11 protein-coding genes are annotated in these 21422 nt (G+C 56.3%); 6 read left to right on the top strand and 5 right to left on the bottom strand.

Features of this window, described 5'->3' with window-relative positions:
• Positions 1 to 2: 2 nt before the first annotated feature.
• Complete coding sequence (locus tag KJI95_RS10725) at positions 3 to 2597, bottom strand: glycoside hydrolase family 3 protein (RefSeq protein WP_214507184.1); 2595 nt, start codon at positions 2595 to 2597, stop codon at positions 3 to 5.
• Entirely contained in the window at positions 2594 to 3850 is a 1257-nt protein-coding gene (locus KJI95_RS10720; RefSeq protein ID WP_214507183.1) for a sugar MFS transporter, read from the bottom strand. The genes KJI95_RS10725 and KJI95_RS10720 overlap by 4 nt, the downstream gene beginning before the upstream one ends.
• 246 nt (positions 3851 to 4096) lie before the next feature.
• On the opposite strand from KJI95_RS10720, the gene KJI95_RS10715 reads away from it, so the two are divergent.
• From KJI95_RS10715 to KJI95_RS10695, 5 genes are all read left to right on the top strand, one after another.
• Positions 4097 to 5446 carry a GH1 family beta-glucosidase gene (locus KJI95_RS10715; protein ID WP_432653798.1) on the top strand — a complete coding sequence of 450 codons (1350 nt, stop codon included), beginning with the start codon at positions 4097 to 4099 and terminating at the stop codon, positions 5444 to 5446.
• Positions 5447 to 5463: 17 nt separating this feature from the next.
• Positions 5464 to 6798 (top strand): glycoside-pentoside-hexuronide (GPH):cation symporter, encoded by a 1335-nt coding sequence (locus KJI95_RS10710; protein ID WP_214507181.1) that lies wholly within the window; start codon positions 5464 to 5466, stop codon positions 6796 to 6798.
• A gap of 25 nt (positions 6799 to 6823) precedes the next feature.
• Entirely contained in the window at positions 6824 to 7885 is a 1062-nt protein-coding gene (locus tag KJI95_RS10705; RefSeq protein ID WP_214507180.1) for a LacI family DNA-binding transcriptional regulator, read from the top strand.
• A gap of 255 nt (positions 7886 to 8140) precedes the next feature.
• Positions 8141 to 11041 (top strand): TonB-dependent receptor, encoded by a 2901-nt coding sequence (locus tag KJI95_RS10700; protein ID WP_214507179.1) that lies wholly within the window; start codon positions 8141 to 8143, stop codon positions 11039 to 11041.
• A gap of 293 nt (positions 11042 to 11334) precedes the next feature.
• Positions 11335 to 12153 carry a DUF2797 domain-containing protein gene (locus KJI95_RS10695; protein ID WP_214507178.1) on the top strand — a complete coding sequence of 273 codons (819 nt, stop codon included), beginning with the start codon at positions 11335 to 11337 and terminating at the stop codon, positions 12151 to 12153.
• 128 nt (positions 12154 to 12281) lie between these two features.
• Here KJI95_RS10695 and KJI95_RS10690 read toward each other — a convergent pair whose 3' ends face one another.
• The 3 genes from KJI95_RS10690 to KJI95_RS10680 form a co-directional block, all read right to left on the bottom strand.
• On the bottom strand, positions 12282 to 15323 hold the full coding sequence (locus tag KJI95_RS10690; RefSeq protein ID WP_214507177.1) for a TonB-dependent receptor: 3042 nt from the start codon (positions 15321 to 15323) through the stop codon (positions 12282 to 12284).
• A gap of 158 nt (positions 15324 to 15481) precedes the next feature.
• Positions 15482 to 18130, bottom strand: coding sequence for a glycoside hydrolase family 16 protein (locus tag KJI95_RS10685; protein ID WP_214507176.1), 2649 nt, complete (start codon positions 18128 to 18130; stop codon positions 15482 to 15484).
• A 397-nt stretch (positions 18131 to 18527) separates the two neighbouring features.
• Positions 18528 to 18977: a DUF2541 family protein gene (locus KJI95_RS10680; protein ID WP_250885759.1), complete on the bottom strand. Its 450-nt coding sequence runs from the start codon at positions 18975 to 18977 to the stop codon at positions 18528 to 18530.
• Between the two features lie 312 nt (positions 18978 to 19289).
• Between KJI95_RS10680 and KJI95_RS10675 the strand changes: the two genes are divergently transcribed.
• The gene (locus KJI95_RS10675; protein WP_214507175.1) at positions 19290 to 21422 is read left to right on the top strand and encodes a TonB-dependent receptor; all 2133 of its coding nucleotides are present in this window, start codon (positions 19290 to 19292) and stop codon (positions 21420 to 21422) included.

The raw sequence follows: 21422 nt of genomic DNA, 5'->3' as shown, positions 1-21422 counted from the left end.
TGTCATTGCTTATTCACCCTCGGCAGCTCACATTCACGATTTTGCGCCTTATCAGCGCCGGACGCGTCGTCTGCAATGGCAGCTTCAAGGCTGATGTTGGCCAGCATCAAACTGCCGCCTTTGGTCAGCGACAAGGTCATGGGGCTGAAGGTGCGGGCAAGCTCATCGGCGCTGACACCAAAACAGGACAGCGGCACTTCAATACGCTGCCAGGCTCCATCGGTTTTGACCTTACCCGACAATTCAACCGCCTGACGACAGCCGCCTTCACACAGCATCGACAGCTGCAGTTGGCCAGGCAAAGCGGTTACGGCCACATCAAACGCCAGCACCGAGGTGTCCGGCGCAAAGCGGCGCAGATCGGCACTGAAATCATCACGGAAACTCAGTATGCCCGCCGCGGCAAAGTCAAAGCGGCGCGCATCTTCCTGCACTGTGCGGTTAACGCTTCGCACCGCAAATGCGCCTTGCTGCCACACGCCGGGGCCGACCCGATTAAGCGCCCTGTCGTCGCCCACCGCCAGATGCCAGGGCGCCTTGATGGCCTTATCAAAAATCGCAAGCTTGCTGTCAGCCTGGCTGCTGCCATTGTCCTCACCGAGGGGGGCAAGCGCGGCATTGCTCTTGTAATCAAAGCCTTGCCAGACATCAAACAAAGGCGATGGCCCCTTATCGGCACCTGAGTGAAAGCCATCGGCCGCAGGGGTTGCCGGCCATGGGAACGGCAAACGGCCCTTGAAGTCGGCGCGTGCCAGCCCCTTATTGTCAGCAATCAGCACGTCGGCGACCCCTGCGCCTTCGGTGCCGGGCAGCCAGGCGGCCACAAAGGCATCGGATGCATTGATTTCAGGATTCATCCATAACGGTCTGCCGGAAAGCGCCACAGACACCAGCGGCAAGCCTTTGTCTTTAATTGACTTAAGCATGGCGAGCGAGCGCTTGTCGCCGCGCTGATATTCAAGATCATCCAAATCACCGTTACCCTCGGCGTAGGGCTGCTCGCCATACACAGCAATCACCACATCCGGGTTAAAGCCCACAGGGATACTGCCATCGGAGCTTAACAGCGCATCACCGCCGGCCTGATTCATTGCCGCCTTGATGCCGGCAAAAATACTGGTGGCACCGGGGAAGTCGGCATTGGTCACTTCGGTGCCCTGCCAGGTCATGCTCCAGCCGCCGGACTGCATCGGAATGCTGTCAGCGCCCTCGCCCACCACCAACACCTTGGTGTTGCCGGCAATCGGCAGCACAGGCTGGGTGTTACCCCTGGCGGCCTGGTTTTTAAGGAGTACCAGCGACTCGGCCACCGCCTGACGGGCAATGGCCCGATGCTCGGGATGACCAATCCACTCTGCATTACCCGCATAAGGGTTAGCCGAGGGCGGTTTGTTATCAAAAAGCCCGGCGCGCAGTTTTACCCTGAGAATACGCTTTACCGCATCATCGAGGCGCGAAGCAGGCAAAACGCCGCTTTTCACATCGTCAATGGTGTTGCTATAGAGCGCTTTCCAGCTGTCACCGGGCGCCATCAGAATATCGACCCCGGCATTGACCGCCTCGGGACAGCGCTCGTAGCTGCAGCCCGGCACAAAGCCATGACCGAGCCAGTCGCCGACCACCACGCCATCAAACCCCATCCGGCCCTTAAGCACCTCAGTCAGCAGATACTTGCTGCCGTGAAGCTTCTCACCATTCCAGCTGTTAAAGGACGCCATCACGGTTTGTACCCCGTGACCGAGCGCGCCCACATAGCCCTGACCGTGGCGGGCAATCAGGGTGGCTTCATCGACCCGGGTATCACCCCTGTCATCACCATCCACAGTGCCACCATCGCCGATAAAGTGCTTCGCGGTGGCTATGGTATGGTCGTTGCCAAGCCAGTTCGCCCCTTCGCCCTGCATGCCATCGATAAAGGCTTCGGCATAACGTTCAATCAGCTTGGGGTCGCGGGCATAGCCTTCGTAGCTGCGGCCCCAGCGCAGGTTATCCACCAGCGCCACGGTCGGTGCAAACACCCAATCTATGCCGGTTGCGCGTACTTCTTTGGCGGTGGCCGCGGCTATGGCTTTAATGAGTTCAGGGCTGTGGGTCGCCCCAAGTCCAATGTTGTGCGGAAACAAAGTCGCCCCAAACACGTTGCCATGACCATGAACTGCGTCTGTGCCCCACATGGGCGCAATGGCGATGCCATCGACACTGGTGTCCATGGCGGCCTGATACATCTTATCGGCAAGCGCTACCCAATCGGCGGCGCTGGCTTTGCCGTTATTACCCGGGAAGGAGCCGCCGCCATTGAGATAGGAGCCAAAGCCGTAACGGCGCATGTCTTCCACTGTAAAATCGCGGATTTCGGGCTGGATAATTTGCGCCACTTTTTGCTCGAGCGTCATGGCAGATATGATTGACGCGACCCGGGACTCAATCTCGGCCTGTTGCGATGTCTTGTGGGGCAGCTGATAAACATTCGCAGGCCAGCGGGACGCATCGCGCTCCGGCGTGCCGGCATCGGCAGCGTAAGCCCCGCCAGCCAAGATAAGACCCAGTGCCAGTGTGCTTTTTACGGCAAGCGTGCTTTTGGAAAATCGCAACATCATTTCATTTTCTCCACGACCGCCGAGCCCTTCAGGCCATAAAAAAGGATATAGGCATAGCAAAGCACCGGCAGCACAAAGGAAATCGTCAATCCCGCCGCATCGGCAACCACACCCTGCAGCAGCGGCACTATGGCGCCGCCAACAATCGCGAGGCACAAAATACCGCTGCCCTGTGCAGTAGCAGGCCCTAAGTTTTTCAGCGCCAGACTGAAAATGGTCGGGAACATAATGGAGTTAAACAGCCCCACCGCCAGAATCGCCCACATCGCCACTGCGCCTTCGCTCATCATGGCGACTACCACCAGCAGCGATGCCATCAGCGCGTTAAAGCCAAGCACCTTGCCGGCCGGTACTTTTTGCATCACGGCCGCGCCGATAAAACGACCTACCATGGCGCCGCCCCAATAAAAGGCGATGTAATGGGCGGCGTCGGCTTCTTCGAGCCCCGCCACATGGGCCTGACCTAAAAAGTTCACCAAAAAGCTGCCGATGGCCACTTCGCCGCCAACGTAGACAAAAATGCCGATGGCGCCAAGCACCAGGTGTCGGTGACTGAGGGCGCTTTTGCCTTCAATTACTGCTGCGTCGTCCTGCTGCTCATGTTCGTTGACGTGCGGAAGCTTTATCAGCGAAAACACCACCGCGAGCACAATCAACATGCCGCAAAGGAGCAGATACGGCAGTTTCACCGCCTCGGCTTCGGCTTCTGCCGAGGCGCCCACCGCCACCGACAAAATCAGCAGCGCCCCAAAGGATGGCGCGAGTGTGGTACCAAGGGAGTTAAAGGCCTGGGTCAGGGTCAAGCGGCTTGAGGCGGTTTCTACCGGCCCAAGGGCTGTTACGTAGGGATTGGCCGCCACCTGCAGCACTGTAATGCCACTTGCCAGAACAAACAGCGCGCCAAGAAAGAGACCGTAAGTCGCATAAGCCGCCGCCGGGTAAAACAGCGCGCAGCCAAGGGCGGCGGTCAAAAGTCCCACCACTATGCCCTTTTGATAGCCCAAGCGTTTCACCAGCACGCCCGCCGGCACCGACACCAGAAAGTAAGCGCCGAAAAAGCAAAACTGAATCAGCATCGCCTGGGCGTAACTTAAACTGAATACCGCTTTTAAATGCGGAATAAGAATGTCGTTGAGGCAAGTGATAAAGCCCCACATAAAAAACAGGGTGGTGAGGGCGCTGAGTGCGAAACTAAAGTTGCCATCGCCGGCGGCGCTGGTCTTGTGGGTATCGGCAATGGGTACAGTTGCCATGAGTTCTCCCCTTCTTATTTTGGTGTTGCAGCTATCCGGATAGCCGTTGGGCCACTCTGAGGATTGACCTTTAACGGTTCTGCCACTAGATTAATGTAAGCGCTTTCATTTTTAACACTGCAGTAACCCTTGTCAACTTGTTTTACCCATTTCACCCGCCGAGACGCGAGGTGAAATGGCGCCGGGCAATCGACAGGGACAGGCACTGTGCACGTTCAGGAACGGGAACACATAACGATGACAACAATCTCGCCTTTCACCCTGCCGGGTGATTCCGCCATGATGCAACCAGACTTTCTTTTTGGCGTTGCCACCGCCTCATTTCAGATTGAGGGCGATGGCGCAAATCGTCAGCGCTGCATCTGGGATACCTTTTGCAACACCCCCGGCAAAATTGCCGATGGCTCAGACGGCGAGATAGCCTGCGATCATGTCAATCGCTGGCAAGAGGATGTGGAACTGATTGCGTCCCTCGGCGTGGATGCCTACAGGCTGTCGATAAGTTGGGGCCGGGTGCTGTTTGCCGATGGCAGCATCAATCAGGCCGGAATGGACTTCTACCTTAACCTGCTCGATGCGCTTAACAGCTTAAAAATCAAAGTGTTCGTCACCCTTTATCACTGGGACTTGCCGCAGCATCTTGAAGACAAAGGCGGCTGGTTAAACCGTGACACAGCCTATGCCTTTGCCGACTACGCCCGCATTGTGGCAAGGGCGCTTGGCGACCGCGTCTTTGCCTACTCGACCCTCAACGAGCCATTTTGCAGTGCCTTTTTGGGTTATGAAGCCGGCATTCACGCGCCCGGACTCAAAAGCCGGGCAAAAGGCCGCGCCGCTGCCCACCATCTGCTGCTTGGCCATGCGCTGGCCATGGCCGAAATCCGCCGCGAGGCCCCCGGAGCCCAAGCCGGCATAGTGCTTAATTTCAGCCCAAGTTACGCCTTTAGCGCCAATGAAGAGGATGTGAATGCCGCGCGCCTTGCCCACGAATACCACAACACCTGGTATCTGATGCCGCTGATGCAGGGCCGCTACCCAGACATTATCAATCAGCTTGGCATTGAAGAGCGCCCGCCCATTGAGCCCGGCGACATGGCGCTTATCCAAACGCCCATCGATTATCTGGGCATCAACTACTATACCCGTAACGTGTACCGCGCCGGTGGCGAGCTGGGTTTTGAAGAGGTGCGCCTTGGCAATGTGCCGCGCACGGCCATGGACTGGGAAATTTGCCCCGGCGCCTTTACCGAGCTGCTGCAAAGCCTTGCCGCAGAATTTGATTTGCCGCCGATTTACATCACCGAAAACGGCGCCGCTGAAGACGATATGCCGATAAATGGTGCGGTGCACGACCCGATGCGACTGGATTATCTGCAGTCTCATCTGCTGGCGGTGCACCGGGCAATCGAGGCCGGAGTCGAGGTAAAAGGCTATTTTGCCTGGAGCCTGATGGATAACTTCGAGTGGGCCGAAGGCTATCGCAAACGCTTCGGTCTGGTGTATGTCGACTATCAAAGCCAGCAGCGAATGCTTAAATCCAGCGCCAAAGCCTATCAGGGATTGCTTGCCAAGCGCCGTGAGGCCAACCAACAATAATAATAACGGAGGTCGCCATGTTGAGCGTCAGAGAAAAAATTGCTTATGGGCTGGGGGATACCGCCAGCAACATCGTTTTTCAAACCGTCATGTTGTTTCTGACGTTCTTCTACACCGATATTTTCGGCATATCGGCGGCCTATGTCGGCACCATGTTTTTGGCGGTGCGGATTATGGATGCCGTGACCGACCCTTTGATGGGCTATCTTGCCGACCGCACCCGCAGCCGCTTTGGACGCTATCGGCCCTACCTGTTGTGGTTCGCCTTTCCCTTTGCCGCCATCAGCGTGCTGGCCTTTACCACACCGGATCTCAGTGAAAGCGGCAAAGAGTGGTACGCCTTTGCCACCTACGCCCTGCTGATGCTGGCCTACACCGCCATCAACATTCCCTACTGCGCCCTTGGGGCGGCATTGACCACCAATCCCGCCGAGCGGGTATCGGTGCAGTCATACCGCTTCGTGTTCGCCATGCTAGGCGGCGTGATGGTGAGCGCCCTTACCTTGCCCTTGGTGGATTTTTTCGGCCAGGGCGATAAAGCCAAGGGCTATCAGCTGACCATACTCGCTATGAGCCTCGTCGGCGCCGTGATGTTTTTACTCTGCTTTGCCGGCACCAAGGAGCGGGATTTCAGCACAGATGACAGCAGCGGCAACCTTAAGGCCGCCACCAGAGCGCTGTGGGCCAACGATCAGTGGCGGGTACTGTCGGCGGCTGCGGTGTTTTTGCTGACCGGGCTTGTACTTAAATCCACCCTCGCCATTTATTACGTCAAATACTTTCTTGGCCGGGAAGACATGATCAGTGTCTTTGTCACCAGCGGCGTGGTGGGCAATATCTTTGGGGTCGCGCTGGCCAAAAAGCTTGCCGACAAAATGTGCAAGGTCAAAGCCTATATCCGGCTGCAGCTGATCGCCGCCGCCCTGTGTATGGCGGCCTGGTTTATACCGGCAGAGCAATACAGCCTTGCGCTGGTGTTTTACATCGCCTGGAACTTTACCATTAACATGGGCACGCCGCTGCTGTGGGCAAAAATGGCCGATACCGTGGACTATGGCCAGTTTAAAACCGGCATCCGCACCACGGGGCTGGTGTATTCCTCGGTGATTTTCTTTATCAAGCTTGGACTTGCCATCGGCGGCGCGCTGGCAGGCTGGCTGCTTGCGGCCTACGGTTATCGCCCCGACACAGCACAATCTGAGCAAACCTTAAGCGGAATTTTGCTGTGCTTCACCCTTTACCCCGCGCTCGCATCAATCGCGGTTGCCTTTGTGATGCGACACTATACACTGGACAGTCAACGGGTTGCCGAGATCAGCATGTCTTTGCAACACAAGCATTCAGGCACATAGATGTAGTACAAGGAACGCCCGCGTTATGGCCACAATCTACGATGTTTCCTTCCTGGCAGGGGTGTCGCTTGCGACCGTCTCCCGGGTCGTCAACAACACAGGTAAAGTCAGTGACAAGACCCGTCAAAAGGTTCACGACGCCATGGCCAAACTGGATTATCGCCCCAACACCATCGCCCAGTCGCTGGCGTCAAACCGCTCCAACAGCGTCGGGGTGCTGGTGTCACAGCTCGATGGTCCCTTCTACGGCCCCATGATGCGGGAAATTGAATCGGCGCTGCGCGCGGCAAATAAGCACGTGATCATTGCCGCCGGCCACAGCGATGCCGCCCAGGAAAAAGATGCGGTGGAGTTTTTGCTGTCGCGGGGCTGTGATGCGCTGATTGTGGATGCCGAAATCCTCTCCAATGAGTATCTGCAAACCCTGTGCGCCGGCAAGACGCCGGTGGTGCTGATTAACCGCCATGTGGATGGCATTGAGGACCGCTGCGTGCACCTCAATAACCTTGAAGGCGGCCTGCTTGCCACAGGTCATGTGCTTGAGCACGGCCATAAGCGCATTGCCTACATTTCGGGGCCGCTGTTTAAGCTCGACGCCAGAGAGCGTCTCGAAGGCCACAAGCAGGCACTGAAAGCCCACGGCATTGCCTTTGACGAGCAGCTGTTTTTTGAAGGCGACTTTCGCGAAGAAGGCGGTTATGAGGGCATGGCGGCGCTGCTTGAGCGGGGAATTGGCTTCAGCGCCGTGGTGTGCGCCAACGATCAGATGGCCTCGGGCGCCATCGCCCTGTGCCTTGAGAAAGGATTGCAGGTACCAAAGGATATCTCCTTTGTCGGCTTTGATAATATCCCCTTCCCGCGCTACATATCGCCCAAGCTGACCACAGTGTGCAACCCCATCCAGGACATGGGCCGCATGGCCGCCAATTGGGTGCTGCGCCATGTTTACGATGACAGCAGCATCGACTTTTGCCACCGCTTTGAGCCACAACTGGTGGTGAGGGAATCGGTGCTGCAGCACCGAAGCAGTACTGAAGCAGTACTGTCGGTAACGGCTGCCGTAACATCGACCAGTAACAAGATGTAACAGCTAATTAAATCCAAGCGGGCTTAAGCCCGCTTTTTCATGTTTATCAGCCTGTTAACACGCTACCCCAACCCAAAAACATAACAATCTACAAACATTTATTCAGCCAGTGGTTGACATCAAAATCGCTGCGCCCTACTTTATGTAAGCGCTTACATTTGTGATTAAGCTGTCGGATGAACAGTCACAGGTGGGCCTTACAACAATAACGACCCGGGCATTTGTGCCTGCAAGGGTCCGAGGGAGAGGAATCTGATGCGACCATTACAATTCAAAAAATCCACGCTTGCCTCCAGCGTGTCATTGGTGCTTGGCCTGATATCGGCGCTGCCGGTGCTAGCCGAGGATGCGGTGAAAGAAGGCGATATTGAAGTTATTCAGGTCACAGGCGTGCGTGGCTCACAGGCCAAAGCCATGGAGCTTAAGCGCCAGTCAGCCGGGGTGGTGGATGCCATTTCCGCTGAAGACATAGGTAAGTTCCCCGACACTAACCTCGCCGAATCTCTGCAGCGCATTTCCGGTGTGTCGATTGACCGAGTAAACGGCGAAGGCAGCAAGGTCACAGTGCGCGGCTTTGGCCCGGACTTTAACCTGGTACTTTTGAACAACCGCACCATGCCAACCGCGCAGGTTGCCGGTGAGTCCACCCGCTCGTTTGAGTTTGGCAATCTGGCCTCCGATGCCATCAGCGGCGTTGAGATTTACAAAACCGGTAAGGCCGATGTGAGCTCAGGCGGCATTGGCTCGACCATCAATATCCGCACTGCCCGCCCCTTTGATACCCGTGATTTGGTCGCCACCGTCGGCGTAAAAGGCCATCACGACACCGGCGTGGAAGATGGCAGCTCCATCACCCCCGAAATCTCCGGTATTTTCAGCAACACCTTTATGGATGACCGCTTTGGTCTGGGCCTGTCAGCCTCGTATCAGGAGCGCGACAGCAACATCAAAAACGCCAATATCTCAGGCTGGCGCCAGAACATTCAGGGCGAGCTGAACCCCAACGCCGTAGTCGTTAACGACAACAAAAACCCCTATGGCAACACCTTCTATGCCCGCAACATGGGTTTCGCCAGCCAGGACACCGAGCGTGAGCGCACCAACGCCCAGGCGGTATTCCAGTTTGCCCCATCCGATGCGGTGGAAATGACTCTGGATTACACCTACTCTAAGCTGTCTGATGTCTCCAACACCGACACCTGGGGCCTGTGGTTCTCGGGTCCGGGCAACGCCACCTATGCCCATATCAATGAAAACGGCACCTTCGATTATGTGACCGAAGTGGGCGGCGACTACTCAGGCACCATGCACCAGAATGCCGCCGACAACATCAACAAGTCACTGGGCTTCAACATCGAGTGGCAAGCCACCGACAACCTGATGCTGAGCTTCGATGCCCACGACTCCAACGCCACAGCTGAAGGCGCCCTTGGCAACAGTGCCGACAACGTGTTTTTTATCCTTGGCGCGCTTAACGTCAAGGACAAAACCTACGATGCCACCGGCACCGAAATCCCGTTGCTGGGCGCCAATTACGCGACCCTCAACCCCAACGGCGAGCCGCACCTGCTGCCTGAGCACTATGCGTCTCTGTTTGCCGGGGTACGTGCCGGTCGCAACGAAACCGACGTCAACCAGTACCAGTTCAATGGTAAGTGGGTAAACGAGAAGAGCGACGCGCTCTCCTCCATCGACTTTGGTCTGGCTTTCACCTCGATGGAAACCCATGCTCAGGGCTCCTACACCGGCCCCATCAGCGCCGGCTGGTATGGCAACATGGGCCTGTGGAAGGATGATGTGAGCTACGTGGGTCTGGGCTCCGACTTCCTGTCTGACTTCAGTGGTGGCGGCAGCGACATGCTGATCCCCTACTACTACACCTACAACCAGCAGGCCGCCATGGATAAAGCCCAGGCGCTGTATGATGTCCAGTACGTAGCCGCCCCATGGCAGGACGATCACCTGATAGGCGAAGACACCACCGCCGCCTATATTCAGGCTAATATCGACAGCGATTTCAACGGCATGCCGCTTAATATCGTTGCAGGTATTCGCTACGAGCAAACCGATGTGAGCGCAAGCTCCATGCAAAAGGATGCCGAGCAACTGGTGTGGCTTAACCCCACCGAGTGGCAGACCGTGTTTGCCGATGAGTTTTCGTTCAGTAACGCGAGCCACGATTACAAAGAGTTTCTGCCAAACCTCGATATCAATCTGGAATTCGTTGATAACCTGATTGGCCGCTTCAGTTACAGCCGCACCATTACCCGCCCGACCTTGGGTTCAATGCGTGCCACCACGGCGCTGACGCCCATTCCGAAAGTGGGTTCACGCACAGGCTTTGCCGGCAACCCCGCGCTCAAACCTTTCAGCTCAGACAACATCGATTTGTCGCTTGAGTACTACTACGACGATGCCAGCTACGTCTCTGTGGGTTACTTCAACAAGGAAGTGCAAAACTTCCTGATGAACACCATAGAAACCGTTAAGTACGACAACCTGCGCGACCCATACGTAGGCGCAGCCGCCGAGCAGGCCCGCGCCGAGCTGATTGCCAACAACCAGACTCCGAGCGACGAAGCCGTGTTCCAGTGGCTGATTGACAATGGTTATGGCAACAGCGAAGGCCGCGTGCCACAGGCGGGCACAGATCCGGTGGCCGACTGGAACATCAGCAAGCCAAACAACGTTGAAGACTTAAGCATCAATGGCCTTGAACTGGCGTGGCAACACTGGTTCTGGGACACAGGCTTTGGCTTTGCCGCCAACTACACCCTGGTGGATGGCGACACCGAGTACGACGTAGCTCGGGTGGATGAGCAGTTTGCCCTGCCTGGCATGTCCGACACCGCCAACTTCTCGGTGTTTTATGAGAAAGATGCGCTGCAGGCCCGTCTGGCTTACAACTGGCGCGACACCTTCCTCTCTGGCATGGGTCAGGCCGAGGCCGGTGGCCCTGCGCCTCAGTTCACTGAAGCCTACGGCCAGCTGGACATGAGCGTAAGCTATCAGCTGACCGACAACCTGACGCTGTTTGCCGAAGGCATCAACATTCTGGAGCAGGAAAAGCGTGTCTATGGCCGTTACGAAGAGCAGATGCTGCTGGCACAGCAAAATGCCGCCCGCTACGCCATCGGCGCCCGTTACAGCTTCTGATAGCTATTGAAAAAAGCAGCTGAATTAGTTCAGCTGACAACCATAACACTCTGTGGGAAAGCCCGTGGCCGACTGCCTGACTGTCGGCCCGCCGGGTGAGGTCTTTGCCGCGGCAGCCGCCGCGGCCTTTTTTTATCTGCCACCTGAAAAGCCACTATCAAGCTCCAGGCCACTGCATTCTCCCCTGCCCGCTTTTTAGTGCGCAATTTTTTCTATCCTGTCCTGAGCTGGTACACTTGGCAAAAATCCAAGGCTTCAGCACACCGCCATGAAGCCCACTCAGTGAGACCGTCATGCAAGGAACACTCAAAAAAATGCGCACTGCGCTCGATGAGCAAGGCTGCGCCAGCTACAGCCTGCGGGTCGGTGAAGGCGACATCGCCCTCAACCCGCTTATCGGCAAGCCGCTGAAACTCATTTATTCGGGCAACATTTACTGCTGCAACTGCGGTAAAAAAACCAAGAAGAGCTATTCCGAAGGCCACTGCTTTGTGTGCATGCAAAAGCTCGCCAGCTGCGACATGTGCATCTTAAAGCCGGAAACCTGCCATTATGATGCGGGCACCTGCCGCGAGCCTGAATGGGCCCAGAGCCACTGTTTTGTGCCGCATTTTGTGTATCTGTCCAACACCTCGGGGCTCAAGGTCGGCATTACCCGCCACAGCCAAATTCCGACCCGCTGGATAGATCAGGGCGCCACCCAGGGCCTGCCAATCCTGAAAGTCGCCTCCCGTAAAATCTCCGGTTTGATTGAAGTGGAAATCGCCAAACTGGTGGCCGACAAGACCCACTGGCAGGCCATGCTCAAGGGCGACAATGCGCCGATGGCGCTGGAAGAGGAAGCCGCGCGGCTTATTGAGGCGGTGATGCCGGTTATCGGCAAGCTTAAGGCCGAATTTGGCGAGGATGCGGTGCAGGTTCTCTCAAGCAGCACCCAGCCTATCGCGTTTCCGGTGAGTGAATATCCCCTTAAGGTCAAATCCTTTAACCTCGACAAGGAGCCGCTGATCGATGCCGTGCTGCTTGGCATCAAGGGCCAGTACCTGATTTTTGATACCGGGGTAATCAATATCCGCAAATACACGGGTTATGAAGTCAGTGTTGAATGTTGAATGCTGAATGCTGAATGCTGAATGCTGAGGCTTGAATGCTCAGGTTAAACAGCCTAAAGCGCGTGACGCTGGAAGCATAAAAAAACGCCGGGTAAATCCCGGCGTTTTTATTTTCAGACCATTGCTGATTAGAAGCGCACCCTAGCGCCGAGCGCGTAACGGGTGCCGTACTGGCGGGCAAACAGGAACTGCTCCTCAAAGCGGCCGTAGCCCTGCTCGGTTTCGTTATTCAGGTTTATCCCCTCAAAGAACACCGTCAGGTAGTCGGTCACATCGTAGTTGATGCTGGCATCAAGCTGACCAAAGGCCTTGGCATACTGGGGCGGCGCATCGGACGAGCCCTGAGACTGCCCCACACCAATCAGATAGCTGTCACGCCAGGCGTAGGTGAATTTAACCGACAGGCCGTCTTTTTCGTAGAAGGCCTGGAAGTTGGCCGAATCCCCCAAGCCTTCCAGCGGTTGCTGCTGCGCCAGGCTGTATGGGTCAAACTCCACATCGCCCTCGACAAAGGTGCCGTTAACGCCAAAACCAAAGCCACTTTCGCCGAACACGTGCTGCAGCGCCACTTCAATGCCCTGCACCGACTTGCTGTCGCTGTTGATGGGGCTGGTGACATCCCAGACAATCAGCGGATCGCTGTCGAGCGGCGCTATCTGACCATCGGCATTGCCATGGCCGTTGGCCAGCATCTGGGCGAAAATGGTGTTTTCACTCACCGGCGTGCCGGCGGCCTCCAGCTGACTGATGGCCTCAAGGTAGCGCGGGCTGTTGTACACATCGTGCAGGCCGTCGATGGTGACTTCGGCGGTTGAGCGCGACACAAAGTTGTCCACGTCTTTATGGAACAGACCAATGGCGGCGTAACTGGCGTCACTGTAGTAATACTCAAGCGACACATCGAGGTTCAGTGACTCGAGCGGCAACAGCCCGGGGTTACCCAAACCGCCGCGACGGGCACCGATTTTCGGGCTGCCGCTTAAGCTTCGACCGGCCACCATATCGCCAAGCAGCGGCCTTGCAATGGTTTTACCGGCAGAGAAGCGCATCACCACATCGTCTATCGGCTCGGCGCTGATATCCAGCATCGGCAGCCACACATCGTAGTCGCCGCCCTGGGTGAAGTAGTTATCATCTCCGCCCGGGGCATACTGCATGATCCACTCGGTGGGGCTTGCCCACACCACCTGACTTTCGACCCGCTGTTTTACGGTACTGGACACATCGGTTTGCTCGTATCTGAGGCCCAGATTGACGTTGACCGGCACATCGGCAATCTCAAAACCCCACTGACTGGTAAGATAGAGCGCAAGTGTCTTTTCTTCTACCAGGCTTGAGCTATCGATACCATCAAAGTAAGGGTCGATGGAGTAGTAGTTGTCGCCGGCAATATCCTCGGTGATAAAGGCGAGCTGGCGCGCCACCGCCTCATCGAAGTTAAAGCTGTAATAGTAATCCGGCATCAGGCCGCTGCCGCCGCCCGCGAGCGCATCGAGCAGCGCGGTGGCATCTTCACGGACAAACATCGCATCCGGGAAAATAGCGCTGTAGGACGGGTTAAACCCTGGGCCGCCACGCAGGCCGCTCCAGGCGGTGGTGCCGGACATGCTTTGCTTGGTGTAAGACGCACCAAAGTCGATTTTGGTCAGCGACTCCATCAACTCAGGGTACCAGTTGGTGTTGAATTGCAGCTGCTCTATGTCGCTCTTGCCCGGGGAGTGAATAAACTGGCTGAAGTTGGAGTCTATATCGCCTGCGTCCAGCACATGGGTGCCGTTGTTCCAGTTAATCAGGAAGTGTGGCACCTCGCCGCTGCGATAGTCATACACCTTGGAAATCAGCTTGTCCGAGCCCAGAATAACCTGCCCGGAGCTGCCAAGGCCTTTATCCGCGCCATTGTCGATTTCGTTGGATGAATCGTGATAATCGAGGGTAAAGCGCCAGGCATCGTTCGGACTCCAGTCAAGATTAAGCCCCAAAGATTCGGCATTCACTTCGGTGGTACTGCGATTGGCGGTAAACGAGCCATCGCCGCCGCGGATGTCGGAGTAAAGCGCGGTGCCATTGGCGTCCAGCTCATAGCCAATCACGCTCGCGCCGTCGGTGGAGGAGTTCCAAATCCCCCAGCCAAAGCCGTTGCTGGCGGTCAGCGCCCTTGTTGCCACATAGTCTGCGGTCAGCACCAGGCTGTCGATGGGGCTGTACTGCAATGTGAGCATGCCGTTGGTGCGCTCGCGCTCCACATCATTGATGCTGAAGTTCATGTCGCGGGGGAAGAAAAACGGCGCCACCGGATTGCCGTTGGCATCGCGGAAATTGGCAACCGGCTTGCCGTCGCTGCCCACTTCACGGCCATCTATGCCTTTATCCGCGGCAAGTGCGGGCAGGCGATTATTATCGACCTGCGCTATCCAGCCCTGACTGTTGGCGGTTTGCTGACGAAAATCCCGCTCCTGATGGGACACCGATGCCATAAAGCCGATGCGGTCATCCATAAAGGTGTTGCTGTAAATGCCGGCAAGCTCAGGCGTGATGTCATCACCAAGTTCATTGGACTCGTCGTACATGCCCTTGCCGGAAAAACTGAACGACTGGCCCGGATTATCCAGCGGCTTGTGGGTGATGATATTGACCGTGGCACCCAGACCACCTGTGGGCGTATCGGCGCGGGCGGTTTTCACCACTTCCAGGGTTTTAACCCCCTCAGATGACAGGTTTTCCAGATTGTAGGAGCGGGTATAACCCGTGCCCGGCATCTGGCGGCCATTGAGGGTGATAAGGTTGTACTCGGGGCCAAAACCCCGCACCGTGATTTGACTGCCCTCGCCGTTAGCGCGGCTTACGGTCACGCCGGTGATCCGCTGCAGCGATTCGGCAAGGTTGGTGTCGGGAAACTTACCAAGCTCCTCGGATGAAATCGCATCCACCACGCCGTTGGCGCCGCGCTTGAGATCCATCGAGCGGTACAAACTGCCGCGAATACCTCGAATTTCAATGACTTCAATTACCGGCTCGTCTGCGGCCACCTCGGCAGCCACATCGGCTGCTTCTTGGGACTTGGCTGGCGCATCGGCGGGCTCTGCGGCCATGGCAAAGGGCATCAGCCCTACGCCCAGGATGGCGGTCAAGGCCGCCGACAGCCGGTTACGCTTGAATACCTGTTGTGACATAGTTGCCTCTCAATTCTTTTTTATGCCCGGCGCCAGGCGGCGCCGGGTCTCAATTTCATCGTCCTGACTGTTCCGAAGGCTCGCGCCAGGACTTATGCAACGACTTATGTAATGACTTATGCAAAGGCTCGTGCAAAGGCTCATGCAAAAACTCGTGCCTAAGGGTTACCAATCAGCGCGTTATCGAGACGAAATACGGCGCCATCACCGGTTCCCCACGCAGGGAACACCATCACCACGTCGATGGCGCTGGCATCAAGCCCCATATCGGTCAGGGTCTTGAGTGGAAACGTGTAGGTTTGCCATGCGCCCACCACGGGCGCCGCGCCTTCGAGGCTGTCGGTGAGATTAAGCTCAACCGCGGTGGCGGCATCGCCGGACTCAATTTTGAACTTCCACACCGAGCTTGGGTCACTCGGCGCCGACACCAGCTTCATCTCAAAGCGCACCACGCCGGAATCGACTGCGGCTGACGCATCGTGATACACCCCGTCATCGGCAAAGAAGCCCACCACAGTCGGCTGGGCGCCAATCACGTACTGGGCCACCGCGCCGTGCGCTGCATCGTCCGCTTCCACACTCGGGGTTGACCCAGCGCAGCAATCCCACAGTGACCAGGCGTCGGCCACCGCATCGGCAAACAGACCAAAGGCAGAAGGTGCGCCGCTACCTGGCTGATAGATCTTCACGTTATCAACACGATAAACAGCACCCTCGCCCTGCCCCCAGGCCGGGAACATCATCAGCACATCGATGGCGCTCAAATCCAGCCCGCCGTCGGCGAGATCTTTTAAGCGGAAGGTAAAGGTTTGCCAATCGGCGCTGGGCGCGCTGCCTTCAACACTCGCCGTCAATGGCAGCTCCACCGCAGTGGCCGCGTTGTCAGATTCCACCTTGAACAGCCAGGGCGCATTGGCGACGCCGGGCGCATTCACCACTTTAAGGTCGAACTGGATAACGCCATTTTCATAAAGGCTTGAGGCATCAAACGGATTTCCACCGCCGCCCAGGGCGGTGCGATTGATGTAGCCCATCACGGTTGGGCTGGCGCCTATGCTGAATTCAGACACAATGCCGTGCACCGCATCATCGGAAACCACTGCAGGCGTTGAGCCGCCGCAGCAATCCCACATTGGCCAGTCCGGGTTTTCGTTGTCGGTGAATATGGTCAGTGACGGCAGGCTCGCGTTGGGGCGGGCAATCTTCACTTCATCAAGCAGATACTCAGCGCCGCTGCCAGTGCCCCAGGCTGGGAACACCATCACCACATCGATTGCTGATAAATCAAGGCCTTTGGCAGCAAGCTCTGACAGCGGAAAGCTGAAGGTTTGCCATGAGCCCACCGCTGGCGCTGCGCCTTCACTGCTGGCAGTGAGCGGCAGCTCAACGGCGGTGGCGCCTTCGCTGCTTTCCACCTTCATCATCCAGGTAGAACCGGGGTTAGCAGGTGCACTGACGACCTTCATGGCGAAGCTCAGCACTCCCGTCGACTCAATTGGCGATGCATCAAATGGGCTTGGGGTGCCGGCCGGATCGGTAATAAAGGCATCGCGGGAGATAAAGCCGTTCACTGTGGGGCTGTCGCCCACCACAAAGCGGTAGACCTGGCCCTTGTCGGCATCATCAACCAGCGAAGGGGTTGAACCGCCGCAGCAGTCCCACGCCGGCCAACTTGGATTGACGCTGCTGTCAAAAATCACCAAATCCTTTGGCAGACCATCGGATGGTGGCACTGGAGCGGGCGCCTTACCTTCGATTAAGCCATCGCCAAGCTTGTCGTAGCCCGGACGTACGGTTTCGCAGCCTTTGCCAGTATCGGGATTGGCCTGACACTGATACACCCTCACATAATCCACCTGATAGCGGTTATTGGCGTGAAAGGCGCTGTCATCAATGCCGGTTTGATTGACCGAGGTAGGCCAGCTGCCCCCCACGGCAAAGTTAAGCAGCAGGTGGAATTTTTCATCAAAGGGCTGGTTGCCCCAGGCAAGCTGCAGCTTACCGGTGGACTGATCGTAATACTCGGTAAACCAGCCCTTGTGCGCGAGGCCAACCGGCTCACCTTTGGCGTTGTATCTAAGCTCGGAGCGGCGCTGGGTCGCAAACAGGTATCCGTCCACATACCAGCGGATTTCGCCTTCCTGCCACTCGATGGCATAGGTATGAAAATCGTCTGCGGGATTAGCACCGTTTGGCAGCAGATAGGATTGGCCGGAATATTCGTTTTTGGGCCACTCGCGGCCATAGTGCAGGGTGCCATGCACTGTGGCTTCGCTCTTGCCTTCGGCATCTTTAACCTTGAGGTTTACCGACTCAACAATGTCGATTTCGCCGCTGCGTGGCCAAATGCCATACACATTATCGGTGGGCAGCATCCAGAATGCCGCCCAGCTGCCCTGCCCAGATGGCAGTTTGGCGCGCATTTCAATCCGGCCATAGCTGAAATCCGCCTTGCCCTTGGTGGAAAGGCGCGCCGAGGTATAAGGTTTTTCGGCGCCTTCGGCAGCCTTGAGTGCCACGATGTTGAGCATACCGTCGGCGACGAAGGAATTTTCGGGCGCGTCGGTGTAGCACTGTGACTCCTGATTGCCACCGCCGCTGCAGTTTACCTCATGGGTCCACTTGGCAGCATCAATGGAGGAGCCATCAAACTCGTCACTCCACACCAGGTTCCAACCGGTGACCGGCGCTGACAAATCCACCGAGCCGATATCGGTGTTGGTATTGGTATCGCCGCCGCAGCCCTGCAAGGAGGCGAACAGCAGTCCAAGCGAGACGTACTTGGTCGTTCCAGAAGTTATTTTCATTTTTGGAGCCCAACCCACTGTGTTTTAAGAAAAAGAATAGCAACCCAGCGCTGACTCATTGGACTCGGTACTGCAACGCCAACATGTAAGCGCTTACATTTGTATAAACTAAGTAAAGAAGTTGTAAAGATCAACCTGATTTTTATCTTTCTTATCGAAGCAGGGATGAAGCGGTGAAGCGTCGGCTGTGAGATAAACCCTGTTCAACCGGAAACCACCTCAACCTTCAAAGGTCTCGGGCGGAGCCAAAAAGTAGGCATAATCCAGTTAACCAAACGGCCGGGAAAACCCGTAAAAGCCAGCAACGCTGGCAGCGGCATAGCCATATTGCGGCGTAAAAAAGCCCCCGTCAGATGGCGGGAGCTTTTTATGCAGTAAGAAGGTAAAAGGCTAAGTTTTACTCCGACTTATCCTTGTCGTCGTTCTTGCCCATAATGTCCACGTGCGCCTTTTTGGACATACCCAGCAGCGCCATTTCCTGACTGCCCACTGAGTCGTACTTAAGCTCAATCTTCTTCAGGGTGCTGTCACCTTTTGGCACGCCAATCACCCGGCTCGACAGGCCCTTGGTCAGCACGCCGAGATTATCAATCACCTTCACCGAGCCATCGCTCATGTGCAGTGTAATTTTGTGCATTTTCACCGAACCCTGAGTACAGACCAGCTTGATATGGGTGACATTTTTCTCACCTAACTGCGGGGTGACTTCATCGGTCTCGGACTTGTAGTCCACCACTTTGTCGGCAATTTTAAACCAATCGGCGGCCATGGCAGGCAGAGCGCCCAGGCCCAAAGACAGGCTCAACGCCGCGGCAAATAAAGAAGATGATTTAATTTTCAATGACATGATTCCTCCTGAATGCGGGTATATCCCTTTGGATTGTCCGTGTTGTAGCCAGCTTGCAGGCCGTTGCCGCCCCGGGTTGCTGCGCCTTCAATTCACAGATAGTCCGAGAGTAATACCCCAGCGCCGGGATTACCAGCGGTCAAAGGTCGTTTTTCGCACTGCCTCACATTTGCGCCAAGGCATTGGCCGGCAACAGAGTTTTACTGGTTGTGTAAATAATCTGGTGTTGTTGATGATAGTAATTATCATTCAGCAGCAAATAATTCCCTACACACTGCCAAGGCAGTTATCAAACCTATCTGGAATGCCATCATGAAGTTATCCCCCCTCGCTGTTGCACTGACCAGCCTTGCCGCGCCAGTGGCTTTTGCCAATGAATCCACACCAGTTGCCCCCGTCAACGTCGGGATAGAACGTCTCATTATCAGTGGCAGCCGCATTCCCGAGCAGTTGGATGAAGTGCCTTCTTCTGTCACCCTGATTGACAGCGACACCTTGCTTAAAGACATGACAGTGAGCGCTGAGCTGCAAAACCTGCTCGCGTTTCGTGTGCCCGGCATGTCGCCTTCAACCGGCACCTCAAGCAATGCAGGCCAAACCCTGCGCGGCCGCAAAGCGTTGGTGCTGATAGACGGCGTGCCCCAGTCCACCCCGCTGCGTAATGGCTCACTTGATATCCGAACTCTTGATATCAACGCCATAGAGCGGGTCGAAGTCATCAAGGGCGCCACCTCGGTTTACGGCAACGGCGCCGCTGGTGGCATTATCAACTACATCACCAAAAAGCCCTCCGCCGATGGCAAAATGCACGGCTTGCTAGGCGTATCGAGCCGCTTCAGCGCCGTCAAGTTTGAAGACAGTGCCGGCGGGCGCCTTGAGGCCGCACTCGATGGCAATATCAATGACTTTGGCTATGTCATCAGCGCCAGCCGCGATGAATACGGCCTGCAGCGGGATGCCGAAGGCGATGTTCCCGGCGCCATTTATGGTCTGTCTGAAACCACCTCCGACAACCTGTTCAGCAAATTTCGCTATGATTTCGATGACGAGCAATCGCTGCAGCTGACCTACAACTACTTTGCCGCCGCTCAGGACACAGATCTGGTGGATGTCACCGGCAGCGTTAACAGCGGCACCAAAACCTACGCCATTCGCCGCCCGGCAGGGTCAAGCGCCAAAGGCGAGCCTCAGGGACCGGACGGCAACCAGAACCTGGTGCTCAAATACGAGCATCTGGCGCTGTTTGAGCATACCGCCTTAAGCCTCGATGCTTATAGTCAGACCATAGATAACGTGTTTTTCTACAGTCAGGATCTGTCAAACCCCAGCGAAGGCTTTGATGGCGGCCAATCGATAATTCTGTCCAAGAAACAAGGTGCACGGGCCAATTTCAGCAGCGGATTTGAACTGGGCAGCACGGCGCTAGACCTAATTTATGGCGTTGATTACCTTGAAGATGTATCCAGCCAGCCGCTGGTCGATGGCCGGGTATGGGTCCCCGAAATGGACATGCAGAACCTCGCCTTTTATCTGCAAACCAAATGGGTCATAGCTGATGACTGGGTACTCAAGGGCGGCGTGCGCCGCGATGATATGTCGGTCGCGGTCGATGACTATCAAACCCTGAAACTCTGTAACAGCGCCAAAATCTGCTCCAACCCGCTGCAGGTTAAGGGCGGCACCATGGAGTTTGATGCCACCACCTATAACCTTGGCCTGCGTTACAACGGCATCGAGGGTTTCAGTCCGTTTATCAGTTTTTCACAGGGATCGGATGTATCGGATCTCGGTCTGCTGCTTCGAAGCGCCACGGTGAACGACATCACCAAAATCCAGACCCAGGCATCACTGATTGACAACTACGAAGCGGGCTTCTCCGGTGATTGGCAAGCGCTGCATTACGCGGCCGCCATTTACCTGAGCCAATCAGAGCTTGGCACCCGCACTGTGCTCAATCCGGCCACCGGCATTTACGAGCCAGTCCGGGCGCCTCAGGAAATTCGCGGTTATGAGCTTGAGCTTGCCTACCGCGCCGACGACGCGCTGCTTGTTGGCGGCAATTACAGCTATGTCGAAGGCAAAGACACCGATAAGGATATTTACCTTGATGGACAAGCCATTACCCCGCCCAAGCTCACCCTGTTTATGGACTGGGACCCAAGCGAAGCCTTAAGCCTGAGCCTGAACTGGCTTTATGTGGGCGACCGCGAGCGCTTCGCGCCGGTAAACGGCAAATACAGCGGCAGCCAGGGGCCGGTATCCAGCTATGATGTGCTCAATCTGGCCGCAAGCTACAAACTATCAGACTGGCAGTTCAGTCTCGGGGTCGAAAACCTGCTCAACGAAGATTATTACAGTGCCCGCTCACAGGCCTTTACCTTTGCCGGTTACAACACCAAAGGGCTTGGCACCACAGTTAATCTCGGCGTGAAATGGAGTTTCTAA

Source organism: Shewanella jiangmenensis (assembly GCF_018596335.1).
Classification (GTDB): domain Bacteria; phylum Pseudomonadota; class Gammaproteobacteria; order Enterobacterales; family Shewanellaceae; genus Shewanella; species Shewanella jiangmenensis.
The sequence above is the reverse complement of the archived record's forward strand: the minus strand, read 5'-3'. Positions and strand labels throughout refer to the sequence as shown.

Coding starts and splice junctions, on each gene's coding strand:
- KJI95_RS10675 (WP_214507175.1), top strand. CDS start 19,290: ATGAAGTTATCCCCCCTCGCTGTTGCACTGACCAGCCTTGCCGCGCCA.
- KJI95_RS10680 (WP_250885759.1), bottom strand. CDS start 18,977: ATGTCATTGAAAATTAAATCATCTTCTTTATTTGCCGCGGCGTTGAGC.
- KJI95_RS10690 (WP_214507177.1), bottom strand. CDS start 15,323: ATGTCACAACAGGTATTCAAGCGTAACCGGCTGTCGGCGGCCTTGACC.
- KJI95_RS10695 (WP_214507178.1), top strand. CDS start 11,335: ATGCAAGGAACACTCAAAAAAATGCGCACTGCGCTCGATGAGCAAGGC.
- KJI95_RS10720 (WP_214507183.1), bottom strand. CDS start 3,850: ATGGCAACTGTACCCATTGCCGATACCCACAAGACCAGCGCCGCCGGC.
- KJI95_RS10710 (WP_214507181.1), top strand. CDS start 5,464: ATGTTGAGCGTCAGAGAAAAAATTGCTTATGGGCTGGGGGATACCGCC.
- KJI95_RS10700 (WP_214507179.1), top strand. CDS start 8,141: ATGCGACCATTACAATTCAAAAAATCCACGCTTGCCTCCAGCGTGTCA.
- KJI95_RS10725 (WP_214507184.1), bottom strand. CDS start 2,597: ATGATGTTGCGATTTTCCAAAAGCACGCTTGCCGTAAAAAGCACACTG.
- KJI95_RS10685 (WP_214507176.1), bottom strand. CDS start 18,130: ATGAAAATAACTTCTGGAACGACCAAGTACGTCTCGCTTGGACTGCTG.
- KJI95_RS10705 (WP_214507180.1), top strand. CDS start 6,824: ATGGCCACAATCTACGATGTTTCCTTCCTGGCAGGGGTGTCGCTTGCG.